Genomic DNA, 13,766 nt, shown 5'->3' with positions numbered 1-13,766 from the left:
AAAAGATGGACAATAACAAAAACAGAAGGAAAGACCGGGAAAAGAGCAACCCGGAGCTGAGAACGATGAAACCCAGGGAAAATGCGGACGCTGGGATGATAGACGGCCGCAAACTGGGCATGCATGACGGCAGGCATGAAAAGAACAACAACGAGGGGGAGAAAAAATGAATACGATGCTTTGCAGCGTATCAGGAATTCAGAATAAAGAGTGCAAAACCCAAATCAAAAACGCGCTGGATAAAATCAAGGGAGTCCAGGAAGTCGGCGTGAACCTGACGACCGGTTCGGTCAAGGTGGAGTACAATGAGCCCGCGACGGAAGAGGAAATCAAGGACTGCATTGAACACACCGGCTTTAAAATCGAGTACGAATAAGGCGGAAAGGGGATTTCAATGAGCCATACACAGAAGGACAAGAAAAGCGGAAGCGATAAGAAACAGGCAAAAACGGATAAGAAGCACATCAAGCACGACCCTCAGGCCGAGAGCGCCAGAGCGAAATTCGGCAAAGAAGGGCAGAGCGGATACGGGAACTGATGTTTTCCCGATAAAAAATACTGTCCCGGTTAAAAACCGGGACAGTATTTTTGTGTCTGAAAATTACCAGTTCGATTTATTCATGGTCAGGATGACCTCGCGTCCCTGATAGGTAGCCGTCAGGCCGGCGTCTTTCCCGGCGTTCGGCGAGACGGTGCCGACGGAGACATAATTGTCCGGTGTGGCGATCTCAACGTAGGTGGAACCGACGATCCGGCCGTTGTACCAAAGCTGTACCTGTACCTGTCCCTCTTGGCCGTTGGAGGAGAAGACACCGTTCTGGTCAATGCTGCCAAAGCTGAAATCGGACAGCGCCCAGCTTAACCCGCTCTTGGGAAGGGCGGTCGGAGCGCCCGAGAAATCCAGCCCCTTCGCTGTGATCGGAACGATGGATTTCGGGGAATAGGTTTTGTCGTAAGGCGTCAGCGCGGCGGAGACAAAGACGCCGTCCGGCTTCGGATTGGCGAGGAAGAGCCACGAATTGGCTACGGCGCGCTCCCATCCGTCGGAAGGATGGTTCTTTACGGTCAGCGCGGTTTCTCCGGGGGTCCTGGTCATCAGGGTGGACGAGCCGCCGCCATCCAGGTTGCCGGCCCACACCGCTCCCAGGTCCTTCATAAGCTGCGCGGTCTGCTGCAGTGTCAGTCCGTGGGAATACGGGTCCTTTCTGCCGTCCGCCAGCAGGAAGAAAACGGAATTGTCACTGCGCACGCCTACGGCGTTGCGGGGAGCAAGCGTGGCCGTCAAGTCCGTGTTGACGACGATGCCGCCGTCGACCAGAATACTGTGAATGCCCAGCGCCTGCTGGATATTTCCCTTGTTGGCTTCGTAAGTCTGGCGGTCGCCGTAAATCGGGTAGCCGTCTTTTTTAACGCCGAAAAACTTCCACCAGGTGCGCACCGGCGCATAGGAGTGGATTTCGGTTCCGTCCTTGACCACTACGCCCCACGGGTCGCCTGTGCTCATATTATACATATCCGCGTTGATGGCGGCGACCACCTGTTTTCCGTTTTGGACCGCGGCGCCTGCCTGATCCCGTACGGTGGCCAGGCCGATCTTCGTTCCGTCGTGCGGAGTGCCCGCCGCAAGGGTCACGCCGGCCTGCTGCGGATTATACTCCATGGTAAAGCAGGTCAGCCTTTTACCGGCCTGATCGGTGTATATAAATTCCTTCTGGGTGAGTCCGTACGCGATGGTGGTTTTGATCTCATCCACCAGAGAGGACGCCGTGCTGATGGAAATATCCGGAGCGCCGAGGGCTTGCACCGGGCTTGCCGATGTGACCTGCAGGGCGGCCAGACAAAGAACCGCCGCGCAAACGATTCCTTTTTTCGCTTTCGATTTTGTTCTGATATTCATGAATTGATATCCCCTTCCGTGCGATCATGAACCTTCTCTGTTTTCAAACCCTTCCGTTTGCTGGAAAATACGATTACAGCGATTCCATTTCAGTTTGAGAGACAGAACATGTTTCTCCCCCGCCGAAGGCGGGGGAGAAACGCAAACTTGTTGCAGAATCAACTGTAGATGTTATCAATAATATTATATCCCATTTTCAATCGTATTCTGTTAAAAATTTATTAATAGTTTATGTCGCTCGGGAAATAATCCGGTTTTCCTGATCTTCCCACACATCGTCATTTTCAGGGAATCTTGGTTTTCCTGTTGACAAAAGAGAGGATAGCGCATATAATAACTACTAAAAATATATGTTTAATATAGACGCGAGGCGGTGGCAAGATGCGGTCCCAATTCATAAACACCCTGTTCAGACGAACTTATCAAACCGGAGCAAGGGAAAGGCCCCGGAAGAGGGCTTTGGCGATCCATGATCTGCCCTGCTTCGGGAAAGGCCTGCTGACGGCTGCGCTGCCCATCCTTTCGGCGGCGGGAATCGAAACGGCCGTGCTTCCCACCGCGGTGCTGTCCGCCCGCAGGGACGGATTCCCGGACGGTACATATCGCGGCCTTGCGGGGGATATCCCCAAAATTCAGGAGCACTGGAAAAGCCTTGGGCTGAAATTTGACGGAATCTGTACCGGTGATCTGAGCTCCCCGGAACAGGTAAAAGCCGTATCCGCCCTGATCGGTGGGTTTCGGAAAGAGGATGCGCCCGTTCTTGTGAACCCTGACATGGCGGACGGCGGAAAGCTGTACCCGCACCTGGACGGTACGTTCCCGTCGGAGATGAGAAACCTCTGCGGCAAAGCGAATATCCTCGTGCTGAATCTGACGGAAGCCTCTCTGCTGCTGAACGAACCCTATCTGAAAGGGCCATACAAAAGAGTTTATGTTGACAGTATTTTAAAGAAGCTGGGCGGGCTTGGCCCGGAGAAAATTGTTTTGACCGGCGTCCGCTTTGACGCGGCCCATCCGGGCGCCGCGGCCTATGACACGAAAAACGGAGAAATCGATTATGTCCTTTCCGACTGTACGGAAGGCGACTGCCGCGGGGCGGAGGATATTTTCGCGAGCGCATTGTTCGCCGCGCTTCTCAATGATTTCCCGCTTGTGAAGGCGGCCCGGATCGCCGCCGACTTTACGGTGGAGGGAATCCGCCGGACCCGGGCGGCGGGTTCGGATTTCCGTTTCGGGATCAGCTTTGAAGCCGGTATCCCGGATTTTCTCAAAGCATTGAAGCTTTTCGGCTAAATCACAAAAGGAAGGCGGATTTTATTGAATTTCGGCTTTATTGTACAGAGCCTGCCTCTCTATTGGAAAGCGGCGCAGCTGACGCTGACCATTTCCGTGTGGGCAATTGCACTGTCGCTTCTGGTGGGTTTCCTCTGCAGCCTGGCGATTTATTACCGGGTCCGCGTGCTGAAATCCATTGTGAAGGTTTATATTGAGTTTTCCAGGAATACCCCGTCGCTGATACAGCTGTTCTTCCTGTATTACGGACTGACGCAGATCGGGCTGAAGCTGGAAGCGGAGCTTTGCGCGGTTGCGGGGTTGACCTTTCTGGGCGGAAGCTATATGGCGGAAGCGTTCCGCAGCGGACTGGAGGCAGTGGGGAAGACCCAAATCGAATCGGGGCTCAGCATCGGCCTTTCCCGCGCGCAGCTGGTACGCTATGTCATTTTCCCGCAGGCGTTTTCCGTCTCCATGCCCGCGCTGGAAGCCAACGCGATTTTCCTGATGAAAGAGACGTCGATCGTCAGCGCGGTGGCGCTGCCGGACTTGATGTTTGTCGCCAAGGACCTGATCGGCATGTATTATTCGACTACGGAGGCGCTCACCCTGCTTGTGCTGTTCTATCTGCTGCTTCTGTTGCCGGTATCCCTGCTTCTGTCCGCTCTGGAAAGGAAGGTGCGCTATGGCCAGTTCGGGAATTAACGTTATTTTTGAAGGCTCAAACCTTCTTCGCCTGCTGAACGGGCTGCTGGTAACGGCGCGGATCGCGCTGGTTTCCGTTCTGATCTCCGGCGTTCTCGGGATTGTACTGGGCATTGTGATGACGTCGAAATGGAAGGCTGTTCGTTCCGTCTGCCGGGTTTATCTCGAAGCGGTGCGCATCATTCCGATTCTTGTGTGGCTGTTTATCTTCTATTTTACCCTGAACCTGGAGCTGGGCGGGGAGGTCGTTTCCATCATGGTATTTTCCCTCTGGGGCACGGCGGAAATGGGGGACATTGTCCGTGGCGCGGTGGAATCCCTGCCGAAACATCAAAGGGAATCCGGCGCCGCCCTTGGGCTGACCAACGTGCAGATTTACCGCTATGTCATTATTCCGCAGACCGTGCGGCGTCTGCTGCCCGCCGCGATCAACCTTGCGACGCGCATGATCAAGACCACCTCGCTGGTGGTGCTGATCGGGGTGGTGGAGGTCCTGAAGGTGGGCCAGCAGATTATCGAACGGTCCATTTTAGAGGTGCCCACGGCATCCTTCTGGATATACGGCTTTATATTCCTGCTGTATTTTGCAGTCTGTTATCCTGTTTCGCTCCTGTCCAAACGGCTGGAACGGAAATGGCAGTCCTGAGGAGGTAAAAAATGGAGAAAGATATTCTTCTTGAAATCAAACAGCTTCATAAAAGCTACGACGACAGAACCGTGCTGGACGGGATCGACCTGCAGGTCCACAAGGGCGAGGTCGTCGTCATTCTCGGGCCTTCCGGCTGCGGGAAGAGCACTCTGCTGCGATGTATCAACGGCCTTGAGCCGATACAGTCGGGGGAGATCAGCCTTGACGGTCAGTCTATTTCCTCCGCCGGAACACAGTGGCATCTGGTCCGGCAGAAAATCGGGATGGTTTTTCAGAGCTATGATCTTTTCCCGCATATGACGATTCTGGAAAACATTCTGCTCGGCCCTCTGAAGGTGCAGAAGAGGAGCCGGGAAGAAGCCAGGCGGCAGGCGGAAACGCTGTTGGAGCGCATCGGGCTTCTGGACAGAAAAAACGCGTATCCCCGCCAGCTTTCCGGCGGACAGAAACAGCGTGTGGCCATCGTGCGCGCCTTGTGTATGAATCCGGAGGTAATGCTGTTCGACGAAGTCACGGCGGCGCTTGACCCCGAAATGGTGCGCGAGGTGCTCGACGTGATGCTCGGCCTTGCGAAGCAGGGCATGACGATGGTGATTGTTACCCATGAAATGGGTTTTGCCAGAGCGGTCGCGGATAAGGTCGTATTTATTGACGAAGGGAAGATTGTAGAGGAATCCAATGCGGAACTCTTTTTTACCGATCCGAAAACCGACAGGGCAAAACAGTTTCTGAATATTTTTAATTTTGATGAAGAGAAGGGTTAATTATGAAAAAGACAGGCAGAATTCTTGCCGCCGTGCTGGCGGTCGTACTGGCATTGGGAACATTTGCGGGCTGCTCCCAGCAGGGGACCCAGAAGTCCTCGCTGGAAACCATTAAGCAGAACGGAAAAATCAAGGTCGGAGTGTTCAGCGACAAACCTCCTTTCGGGTATGTCGACGCTCAGGGAAAAAATCAGGGATTTGACGTTTACATTGCGAAGCGCTTTGCAAAAGACCTTCTGGGTGACGAAAACAAGGTCGAATTTGTCCTTGTGGAAGCCGCGAGCCGCGTAGAGTACCTGCAGTCCGGCAAGGTGGACCTGATTATGGCCAACTTTACCGTAACGGACGAGAGAAAAGAGAAGGTTGATTTCGCAAATCCGTACATGAAGGTCGCGCTCGGCGTGGTTTCTCCGGACGGCAGCCAGATTACCGATGTCTCCCAGCTCAAGGGCAAAAAGCTGATCGTCAACAAAGGAACGACGGCGGAAACGTACTTCACGAAAAACTATCCGGATATCGAACTGCTGAAATACGACCAGAATACCGAGGCGTTTCAGGCGCTGAAGGACGGCCGCGGCGCCGCTCTTGCGCACGACAACACCCTGCTGTTTGCCTGGGCGAGAGAAAACAGCGGCTACACGGTCGGCGTTTCCTCGCTGGGCGAACAGGACACGATCGCGCCCGCGGTGAAGAAGGGCGACAAGGAGCTTCTTGACTGGGTCAACAATGAGCTGACCGCACTGGGCAAGGAAAACTTCATTCACGAGGCCTATGACGCCACACTGAAACCGGCCTACGGCGACTCCGTCGCCGCGGATGACGTGGTGATTGAGGGCGGAAAAATCCAGTAACGGAACAAAAAAAAACAACGCCGGTTTTTCCGGCGTTGTTTTTGCGTTCAGCGGAAACAGCTATCTTTCGATCTGTCTTTCACCGGCCTGATATTGCTGCCCCGTAGAACCCCTAAAAAATCAAAGGTTTCTTTGTTGTTTGGCATCTGACTGCACAGCGGGGATAATAGGATTATTAGAAACTTTTAAAAATGATAAAAAACCTGTTGACTCTCCCCTTGGGTCATAGAGTACTATCAGCTTGCGGGGTGAAAAGATGGAATACACGGTGAAAGAAGTATCTGCCATGACGGGCGTAACGATTAAAGCCCTTCACTATTATCACAAAATCGGTCTGCTTCTCCCATGCCGGGTGACGGAAGCCGGCTACCGTCTCTATGGGAAAAAAGAACTGGAACGACTGCAGCAAATTCTTTTTTACCGGGAACTGGACTTTACCCTCAAAGAAATTCAGAAAGCATTGCAGAGCGAGTCCAATCGGATTACATGCTTGGAGCGGCAGCAGAAGCTGCTTTGTACACAAAGGCAGCGAACCGACCGCCTGCTCGACACGATCCGGAAATCCATCCGTTCTGCACTGAAAGGAGAAACCATGAGCGAACAGGACTTGTTTCAGGGATTTGATAAACAGGGCTGGGAAGAAGCGCTGAAGCCTCAAAGTGACTATCTAAAGGAAAATTATCAGGTTGATTTGAAAACGGCGGAAATCGATCCCGAGGAGCTCAATGAGAAAGCCGCCGAAGCAAAACGGTTTATGGATGCCATGTCTGAGGCATTGAAAAATCAAATCTCTGCCGCGGATGAAAGAGTACAGAGTCTTGTGAAAGGTCATTTGAAGTTTTTAAATGACCACGGGACCAAAATGGATGCGGGGCAATTCTATCGTACCTCTCAATTTTTGTCTCAGGATCAGTTCCACCATAAGATGATGGAAGATCAGCAAATCGGCTTAAGTTACTTTCTGCTGGCTGCCGTGGGGCAGCATGTCGACAATCCGAAAAATACAAAAGAATAGTTTAGGAAAGACCCGCTTGATCAGCGGGCCTTTCCTTTATATCACGGTAATCATCAGATACATGCGGCCAGCCCAAACGGGTGTCGCCGTCAGCCGAGGTGCGAAAGCGTGGACGGAAAATGAAAAAGGCGGCAATCCATCCCGATGAATTGCCGCCCGGTGGGCATAACTACATAATACGATAACATATCCAAAAGAAAAAGTCTATTCTTTTTCGATTTTATCTGATATACTGTTCCACACTGCGCAGTGAATTTTATTTGAAAGGTGATTTACATGAATAAAACAAAGATTCCCAATATTCCATACGGACCCTATATTGCCGTGATCGCCGGTGCGACTGTCAAGGGAAAGCCAAGTTATACGACCATCGGCGCATACGGGGTTGTCAGTCAGCGCCCCGTTCTGTATGTATCGCTGAAAAACACACATTACATCACACAGGGAATCCGTGAAAACGGTTTTTTCAGTGTGAATATCCCGGATGCCGGCCTGATCGAGAAAACCGACCTGTGCGGGATAGTATCCGGAAATTCCAAGGATAAGTCCCAGATTTTTTCCGCTTTTTATGACGAAGTCGGAGATGCCCCGATGATCGAAGAATGCCCGGTCAATTATCTTTGTAAGGTTATCCAGACAATTCCGGTCTTTGATTTCACCATGTTTTTGGGAGAAATCGTCGCCGCTTACGCAAAAGATCAGTGTCTGGAGAACGGTATGCCGGATGCCGCGCTGGTCAGGCCGACCATTATGATGGCTGCCCGGTACTTTGATATCGGCGAACCGATTGGCCGTGTTTTTCAAAGCGGACGGGAATTGGCCGCGAAATGATAAAGAAAGCAGGAAATTCCCTGTTAAAGAGATGTGGCGTCCGCTTTGCGGACGCCACATCTTTCTAATTATCTGTATATTTTGACTCTGTCTTCAAGGGGAAGGAAGGTCTTTTCATCGGGGGAAGCGGTGGGTTTGCCGAACGGCATTTGTGCGAGAAGCTTCCAGCTTTTCGGAATGTTCCAGCCTGCGGCGACTTTTTCGTCGATCAGCGGGTTGTAGTGCTGAAGGCTTGCGCCGTAGCCGCTGGACTCAAGCGCCGTCCAGATGACGAGCTGCAGCATACCCGAGGATTCCAGCGACCAGACCGGGAAATTATCCTTATAAAGCGGGAACTGCTCCTGCAGCCCGGTAACAATGCTCTGGTCCTCAAAGTAAAGAACGGTGCCGTACCCGCCGCGGAAGGAATTGATTTTCTCTTCCGTAGATGCGAAATTCTTCGCGGGGACAATGCTTCTTAATATTTCCATTGTGGTATCCCAAAGCTTGTCGTGTTCCTTGCCGAAAAGAATGACCGTGCGTGCGCTTTGCGAATTGAAAGCGCTGGGGGTGTATTTCACGGCATCTTCAACCAGACTGACAATCTCTTCGTCGGAGAGAACTTTTTCTTTGCTGATTGCGTAATAAGATCTACGCTTTTTCAGGGCTTCCATAAAATCCCTTTCCATACAATCTCTGCCTTTCTGATGTACCTGTCAATTTCGTAATAGTGGGAGGAATCCCCTCCGCTTATTCGCCGATGCAGCCGTTGGAAAACTCCATGGAGCAGCTGATTTCATCCGGAATTTCGTATTCGTCCTGACGGTAAACCGACTTTCCGTAGTTATTTTCCTGAGCCGGACTCAATTTTTTATTTATATTCTTTTCATTCATAATAAGAACCTCCTGTCGATTCATTTTTTTCTGTGACTATAGTATAGCCTGTTATCGGTATTTAATCTATACGCAAAAGGTAGATTTTAGATGGGAAAAAATATCCTCTTTTGTATAAAATAATAATAATTACTAATATCGAATTTTTCTCTTGAATTTTTATTTCTTTCATTATATAATAAAATACTGATGAAATTTTACCATCCTGTTTCGGATTGATATAAAAACAGGCCTGAACCCTCCGTTGGGGCTCAGGCCTTAGCTTTGCCTATTTTTCCGCGGCGGCGTGAAGGATCATGGAAATGCGGGTGCCGATGTCCTCCCGGCTCAGAACCTCCAGATGTCCTCCGTGGCGCTCCGCAATCCATTTCGCGATGGACAGCCCCAGCCCCGTTCCGCCCGTAGCCCTTGCGCGGGATTCGTCGGCGCGGTAGAAGCGGTCAAAAATGCGGGGGACCGCCTCGGAGGGAATTCCGATGCCTTCATCCTGTACCGTCAGTCTGGCGCGGCCTTCTTCACCGGAAACGGAGATCGTAATCTTTTTCCCGGCGGGAGAGTATTTGATAGCGTTGTCCGTCAGAATCCGCAGCGCCTGTTTGATCAGCCCTTCGTCCGCGTTGATGAAAACGGGAGAGAGATGGGATTCGTACTCGTGCCCCGAGTCGATCATCTGTGTTTCCCGCAGCACCTCCGCGGCAAGAGCGGACAGGTCGAACCGCTCGATCTGAAGAGCCATGGTGTTGTTGTCGCCCCGGGCCAGAAACAAAAGCTGTTCCACCAGCGCCTTCATGTTTGCGGTTTCGTCCTTAATGGCGTCGATGGATTCCTGCAAGGTTTTCGCATCGTTTTTTCCCCAGCGGTCCAGCAGGTTTGCGTAGCCCTGAATCACGGAAATCGGCGTTCTTAACTCGTGGGACGCGTCCGAAACAAAACGCACCTGGGACCGGTAGGACTCGTTGATCCGGTCCAGCATCCCGTTGATGGCGGATGCAAGCGTTTTCAGCTCGTTCTGCGTTTCACCCACCGCAATCCGTGTATCCAGTCTGGCGGCGTTGATTCCGTCCAGCTTGCCCGCCAGCGCTTCCAGCTGTTCGGGCGTGAGCGTGTCACCGGTGTTAAGGTTCCTCGCGGTTTCAGCCAGTTCTTCGATCGGCCGCAGCGTTCTCCGTATCACTCTGGCTCCGCGGGAAATCCCTCCCAGAAGCAGGAGCAGCTCCAGCACGACAAGAATGAGGAAGGCGGATTCCATCATCCGGATGGCGGCGGCGTTTGTGACGGAAATCAGGTAGGTTTGCCCGCTGATTTCGGCCGAAACCCTGTAAGCGGCGCCCTCCAGATATTTCCCGAAAGGAAGCCTGGGTGCAGCCGGAAACACAATGCTGCGCACGCCTTTCGCTGTCAGCTTTGAAAAGCGGCTCTGAAGAACGCCGGGGATTGCGAACCGAATCCCCTCCGGCTTTCCCTGATTTTCCGATACATCGATTCCCGCCTCGGCCAGCCATGCCCGATCCGACTGCTGGGGAAGCCCGTTTTTGCTCAGAATTTCGGCGGCGTTTCCAGCCGACTGCTCGCTAAGCATGGCGAGGCCCGTCGTGCAGAGAACGCACAGAAGGATATCGAGGGTGACAAACAGGCTGAGAACGCGCAGGAAAAGCCGCGCGTTGAGCTTCAGGACGATGGAGAATTTGAATTTGTCGCCCAGCCGGCTGGCGGGGCTGGACGGCTCACGGTTCCTCTTTGATGACATACCCCACTCCTCTGACGGTCTGAATCAGTTTCAGCCCGAAGACGTCGTCGATTTTTCCGCGCAGGTACCGCACATAGACGTCGACGGCGTTGGTCTCGCCCGTGAAATCGAAGCCCCAGACGTTTTCGAGCAGTGTTTCGCGGGAAATCACCAATCCCTTGTTCTTCATCAGGTAATGAAGAAGGTCAAACTCCCTTTTGGTCAGTTCCACAGGCGTGCCGTTCACCGTAACGGTGCGCCGCGCGGTATCCAGCGTGACGCCGCAGCAGGAAAGCACCGTGTTTTCCTGCTGTGGCATTGTTTTTCTCAGCGCGGTGCGGATTCTTGCGAGGAGCTCTTCAATGGCAAAGGGCTTGGTAATATAATCGCTCGCCCCGCTGTCCAGCCCGGAGACCTTATCCATCACGCTGTCGCGCGCCGTCAGCATGATCACCGGCACGGAGGAGGTCCGGCGCAGTCTGCGCAGCACCTCCATCCCGCTCAGCTTTGGCAGCATGATATCCAGCAGAACGAGGTCGAACCTGCCGGATTCAGCAAGCTCGAGCCCCGTTCTTCCATCAAATGCTTTCGTTGTGGCATAGCCCTCGTAGCCGAGCTCCAACTCGACAAAGCGGGCGATTTTTTCTTCGTCCTCAACAATCAGTATGTTCGCACCCATTGTCAGTCCTGCCGTTTCCCGTTATTTTTGGTTGATGGAATTCTTGATGCTTTCCGCGGCGTCCGCAGCGCTGTCCATAGCGTGGTTTACCGTGTCACCGCTGAAATTGGGGCCGCTGAAGCGGTAGCGCAGGCCAAAGAACAGCCCCACGATCATCAGCGGGATGGTCACCCAGAACGCGAAGATAAGAAGAAGCGCGAGAACGGAAACCGGGATGCACGCTTTGCTTTCCGGCCCTTTCAGGACTTCAAAATAGTTGGTGTTGCCTATGCGGACAATCTTCATCAGAAATCTCCCGAACTTTCTCATCAGGGAAGAAAAGGATTCTCCGCCATGATATTTCGGGTCTGCATACGCCCGGCCCGGTTCCGCGCCCGCCGCCGGATTCTGGTCCTCGGTTTTCGCGCTGCTGTAGTAGCCGCCGCCGGCCGGGGCCGTCACTTTTCCTTGTTTCTCCAGATAGATCAGTGCTTCCAGCAGGTCGCCGTTTGTCGCGTCCAATGCCGCTTTTGCCTCGTCATAGCTTACGTTTGCCTTTTCGCGCAGTTTTTCTACTTGCTCCAGTGTAGTCATAAAAATTTCTCCTTCGTTAGTTTGTTGGAATCCCTCATGCAAATCATTTATTTCACGATCGGTTTTCTCTCAGCCGAGCATGCTTGAATTCTAACAAATAAAACTTTAAAGGGAATTTGTCAAAAATTAAAATCACATTAAAATCATTCTATCCTATCTTAAGGCACATTTCAATACGCCGCGGCGGGAATGTCCCGCCGTTTCCTATGGGATTTCCGCCCTGTAAAATAGCCTCTCCCTATTTTTTTCAATAATTCACGGTTTCTCTATTGACAATGCAATATAATATTGATATTATGTTGTCATAAACCAACATTATTTTAATAATAAACTCTCTAAAACCACATTATTTGCACATGATCGATCTGTTTTGCTTCCATTGTCGCTATTTTGCGGATTATATAAAGAGAGGAAGTTGTTTGTGTTGAAAAGTTTTGTAATGGTCATCGATGAAGGCACTACCGGAACCCGCGCACTGATATTCGACCAAGGGCTGAATATTGTGGCGCAAAGCTACGAAGAGTTTACCCAGTACACCCCCAGTGAGGAAAGAGTGGAGCACGACGCGGAAGAGATCTACGAGAAGAGCATGAAGCACTGTAAACTGGCCATGGAGCAGGCGGGGCTGACAGCGGCGGATATCGCCGCCATCGGCATCACCAACCAGAGGGCCACGAGCGTGGTCTGGGACAAGGCAACGGGGAAGCCGCTGTACAAGGCGATTGTATGGCAGGACAGCCGTACCGGTCCGCGGTGCGCCGAGCTGAACGCGAGCGAATGGGGAGAAAAAGCCAAAAAAGCGACCGGCTGGACAATCGCGCCCGTTTATTCTTCCCTTTCACTGGAATGGCTTCTGAAAAACGTACCGGAAGTAAAGGAGAAGGTTGACCGCGGCGAAGCGCTGTTCGGTACGATCGACACCTGGCTGGTCTGGAAAATGACCGGAGGCAGAACGCATGCCATCAGTTATTCCAACGCTTCCGTGACCGGCAGCCTCAATCTGGAGACCGGCGAGTGGTACAAGGAATTTCTGGATTACCTTGGCGTTCCCGTTTCCATCTATCCCACCGTGACGGACGACTCCGGGGATTACGGCATGACGGAACCCGAACTGTTCGGAGAGCCCATTCAGATCGGCGGCTGTATTGCCGACCAGCACGCCGCGCTTTACGCGCAGGGCTGCCGTACCGCGGGAACCGCAAAGCTGACAAACGGCACAGGATCTTTTCTGGATGTGAACATCGGGGAAAAATGCGTGGTGCTTGACGGCGGCATCAACACCGTGATCGCGTGGAGAATCAAAGGCAAAACGCAGTATGCGATGGAGGGCTATGCGGCTGTGACAGGCTCCGCTATCCAGTGGCTGCGCGACGGGCTGAACATTATCGAAAAATCCGGGGAATCGGAAACCCTTGCGCGCAGCGTTGAAAATTCCAACGGAATCTTTTTCGTGCCGGCTTTAACGGGACTGGGTGCGCCGTATTGGGACCCGTTCGCCCGCGGTATGATTATCGGCATCAGCCGCGGCACGACCAAAGCGCACATCTGCCGCGCCACGCTGGAAGCGATCGCGTTCAGCATCAAGGATATCACGGACTCTATCGGCGCGTACACGAAAACCGCAATGACGAACGTCAAAATCGACGGCGGCGCTTCCCGCAACAATCTGCTCGCGCAATTCTTTGCGGATATCCTCGACTGCAGGGTGGACCGCCCGGCGTCTGTGGAAGCAACCAGCCTGGGAGCCGCGGAAATGGCCGGACTGTTTGCGGGACTGTGGCAGGAATCCGATTTCGATAAGGCCGTCGAATACGACGCGACGTTTACCTGTCAGATAACGGACGAAAACCGCAGTCAGCGGTATTCCGACTGGCAGGAGGCGGTAAAACGCTCCTCGAACTGGATTCGGCATTAAAACAAAGGAAACAGCA

The 13,766-nt window shown here is 52.7% G+C and carries 17 protein-coding genes; 11 read left to right on the top strand and 6 right to left on the bottom strand.

Annotation, left to right across the window (positions count from 1 at the left end; genetic code table 11):
* Positions 1-5 precede the first annotated feature (5 nt).
* Genes ACRQU7_RS13690 through ACRQU7_RS13680 form a run of 3 tightly spaced genes read left to right on the top strand, consistent with a single transcriptional unit; the run spans position 6 to position 538 of the window.
* Complete coding sequence (locus tag ACRQU7_RS13690; RefSeq protein WP_444641387.1) at positions 6-170, top strand: hypothetical protein; 165 nt, start codon at positions 6-8, stop codon at positions 168-170.
* On the top strand, positions 167-376 hold the full coding sequence (locus tag ACRQU7_RS13685) for a heavy-metal-associated domain-containing protein (protein WP_038325264.1): 210 nt from the start codon (positions 167-169) through the stop codon (positions 374-376). The genes ACRQU7_RS13690 and ACRQU7_RS13685 overlap by 4 nt, the downstream gene beginning before the upstream one ends.
* A gap of 18 nt (positions 377-394) precedes the next feature.
* Positions 395-538, top strand: coding sequence for a CPC_1213 family protein (locus tag ACRQU7_RS13680; protein ID WP_185741116.1), 144 nt, complete (start codon positions 395-397; stop codon positions 536-538).
* Between the two features lie 63 nt (positions 539-601).
* On the opposite strand, the gene ACRQU7_RS13675 is transcribed toward ACRQU7_RS13680, so the two are convergent.
* The gene (locus ACRQU7_RS13675; RefSeq protein WP_444641386.1) at positions 602-1,897 is read right to left on the bottom strand and encodes a phosphodiester glycosidase family protein; all 1,296 of its coding nucleotides are present in this window, start codon (positions 1,895-1,897) and stop codon (positions 602-604) included.
* Between the two features lie 459 nt (positions 1,898-2,356).
* On the opposite strand from ACRQU7_RS13675, the gene ACRQU7_RS13670 reads away from it, so the two are divergent.
* The 7 genes from ACRQU7_RS13670 to ACRQU7_RS13640 all read left to right on the top strand — a co-directional run bounded on the left by ACRQU7_RS13670 (position 2,357) and on the right by ACRQU7_RS13640 (position 7,984).
* On the top strand, positions 2,357-3,190 hold the full coding sequence (locus tag ACRQU7_RS13670) for a bifunctional hydroxymethylpyrimidine kinase/phosphomethylpyrimidine kinase (protein WP_444641385.1): 834 nt from the start codon (positions 2,357-2,359) through the stop codon (positions 3,188-3,190).
* An 18-nt stretch (positions 3,191-3,208) separates the two neighbouring features.
* Positions 3,209-3,874, top strand: a complete 666-nt coding sequence (locus ACRQU7_RS13665) for an amino acid ABC transporter permease (protein ID WP_038325262.1) — start codon at positions 3,209-3,211, stop codon at positions 3,872-3,874.
* Positions 3,855-4,520 (top strand): amino acid ABC transporter permease, encoded by a 666-nt coding sequence (locus ACRQU7_RS13660; protein WP_444641384.1) that lies wholly within the window; start codon positions 3,855-3,857, stop codon positions 4,518-4,520. Before ACRQU7_RS13665 ends, ACRQU7_RS13660 begins: the two co-directional genes overlap by 20 nt.
* An 11-nt stretch (positions 4,521-4,531) precedes the next feature.
* Positions 4,532-5,287, top strand: a complete 756-nt coding sequence (locus ACRQU7_RS13655; protein WP_444641383.1) for an amino acid ABC transporter ATP-binding protein — start codon at positions 4,532-4,534, stop codon at positions 5,285-5,287.
* Between the two features lie 2 nt (positions 5,288-5,289).
* Positions 5,290-6,138 (top strand): cysteine ABC transporter substrate-binding protein, encoded by an 849-nt coding sequence (locus ACRQU7_RS13650; RefSeq protein WP_141825826.1) that lies wholly within the window; start codon positions 5,290-5,292, stop codon positions 6,136-6,138.
* Positions 6,139-6,406: 268 nt separating this feature from the next.
* On the top strand, positions 6,407-7,153 hold the full coding sequence (locus ACRQU7_RS13645; protein WP_444641382.1) for a MerR family transcriptional regulator: 747 nt from the start codon (positions 6,407-6,409) through the stop codon (positions 7,151-7,153).
* 276 nt (positions 7,154-7,429) lie between these two features.
* Positions 7,430-7,984, top strand: coding sequence for a flavin reductase family protein (locus ACRQU7_RS13640; RefSeq protein WP_444641381.1), 555 nt, complete (start codon positions 7,430-7,432; stop codon positions 7,982-7,984).
* A gap of 68 nt (positions 7,985-8,052) precedes the next feature.
* On the opposite strand, the gene ACRQU7_RS13635 is transcribed toward ACRQU7_RS13640, so the two are convergent.
* From ACRQU7_RS13635 to ACRQU7_RS13615, 5 genes are all read right to left on the bottom strand, one after another.
* Positions 8,053-8,652, bottom strand: coding sequence for a nitroreductase family protein (locus tag ACRQU7_RS13635; RefSeq protein ID WP_038325256.1), 600 nt, complete (start codon positions 8,650-8,652; stop codon positions 8,053-8,055).
* Positions 8,653-8,713: 61 nt separating this feature from the next.
* Positions 8,714-8,857: a hypothetical protein gene (locus tag ACRQU7_RS13630; RefSeq protein ID WP_185741115.1), complete on the bottom strand. Its 144-nt coding sequence runs from the start codon at positions 8,855-8,857 to the stop codon at positions 8,714-8,716.
* 268 nt (positions 8,858-9,125) lie between these two features.
* On the bottom strand, positions 9,126-10,604 hold the full coding sequence (locus ACRQU7_RS13625; RefSeq protein ID WP_444641380.1) for a sensor histidine kinase: 1,479 nt from the start codon (positions 10,602-10,604) through the stop codon (positions 9,126-9,128).
* A complete protein-coding gene (locus ACRQU7_RS13620; RefSeq protein ID WP_444641379.1) occupies positions 10,582-11,262 on the bottom strand; it encodes a response regulator transcription factor in 681 nt (226 codons plus the stop codon). Before ACRQU7_RS13620 ends, ACRQU7_RS13625 begins: the two co-directional genes overlap by 23 nt.
* A gap of 21 nt (positions 11,263-11,283) precedes the next feature.
* A complete protein-coding gene (locus ACRQU7_RS13615; protein WP_444641378.1) occupies positions 11,284-11,835 on the bottom strand; it encodes a ubiquitin in 552 nt (183 codons plus the stop codon).
* A 424-nt stretch (positions 11,836-12,259) separates the two neighbouring features.
* On the opposite strand from ACRQU7_RS13615, the gene ACRQU7_RS13610 reads away from it, so the two are divergent.
* The gene (locus ACRQU7_RS13610; protein WP_444641377.1) at positions 12,260-13,750 is read left to right on the top strand and encodes an FGGY family carbohydrate kinase; all 1,491 of its coding nucleotides are present in this window, start codon (positions 12,260-12,262) and stop codon (positions 13,748-13,750) included.
* Positions 13,751-13,766: the final 16 nt, after the last annotated feature.

Origin of the sequence: Caproiciproducens puteiluti (assembly GCF_052442865.1) — a bacterium.
Classification (GTDB): domain Bacteria; phylum Bacillota; class Clostridia; order Oscillospirales; family Acutalibacteraceae; genus Caproiciproducens.
This window is presented reverse-complemented; position numbering and strand designations above follow the sequence as displayed.

Bases quoted from the DNA above. Each gene is read 5' to 3' on its own strand.
- ACRQU7_RS13690 (WP_444641387.1), top strand. From the start codon at position 6: ATGGACAATAACAAAAACAGAAGGAAAGACCGGGAAAAGAGCAACCCG.
- ACRQU7_RS13685 (WP_038325264.1), top strand. From the start codon at position 167: ATGAATACGATGCTTTGCAGCGTATCAGGAATTCAGAATAAAGAGTGC.
- ACRQU7_RS13680 (WP_185741116.1), top strand. From the start codon at position 395: ATGAGCCATACACAGAAGGACAAGAAAAGCGGAAGCGATAAGAAACAG.
- ACRQU7_RS13675 (WP_444641386.1), bottom strand. From the start codon at position 1,897: ATGAATATCAGAACAAAATCGAAAGCGAAAAAAGGAATCGTTTGCGCG.
- ACRQU7_RS13660 (WP_444641384.1), top strand. From the start codon at position 3,855: ATGGCCAGTTCGGGAATTAACGTTATTTTTGAAGGCTCAAACCTTCTT.
- ACRQU7_RS13655 (WP_444641383.1), top strand. From the start codon at position 4,532: ATGGAGAAAGATATTCTTCTTGAAATCAAACAGCTTCATAAAAGCTAC.
- ACRQU7_RS13650 (WP_141825826.1), top strand. From the start codon at position 5,290: ATGAAAAAGACAGGCAGAATTCTTGCCGCCGTGCTGGCGGTCGTACTG.
- ACRQU7_RS13640 (WP_444641381.1), top strand. From the start codon at position 7,430: ATGAATAAAACAAAGATTCCCAATATTCCATACGGACCCTATATTGCC.
- ACRQU7_RS13635 (WP_038325256.1), bottom strand. From the start codon at position 8,652: ATGGAAAGGGATTTTATGGAAGCCCTGAAAAAGCGTAGATCTTATTAC.
- ACRQU7_RS13630 (WP_185741115.1), bottom strand. From the start codon at position 8,857: ATGAATGAAAAGAATATAAATAAAAAATTGAGTCCGGCTCAGGAAAAT.
- ACRQU7_RS13625 (WP_444641380.1), bottom strand. From the start codon at position 10,604: ATGTCATCAAAGAGGAACCGTGAGCCGTCCAGCCCCGCCAGCCGGCTG.
- ACRQU7_RS13620 (WP_444641379.1), bottom strand. From the start codon at position 11,262: ATGGGTGCGAACATACTGATTGTTGAGGACGAAGAAAAAATCGCCCGC.
- ACRQU7_RS13615 (WP_444641378.1), bottom strand. From the start codon at position 11,835: ATGACTACACTGGAGCAAGTAGAAAAACTGCGCGAAAAGGCAAACGTA.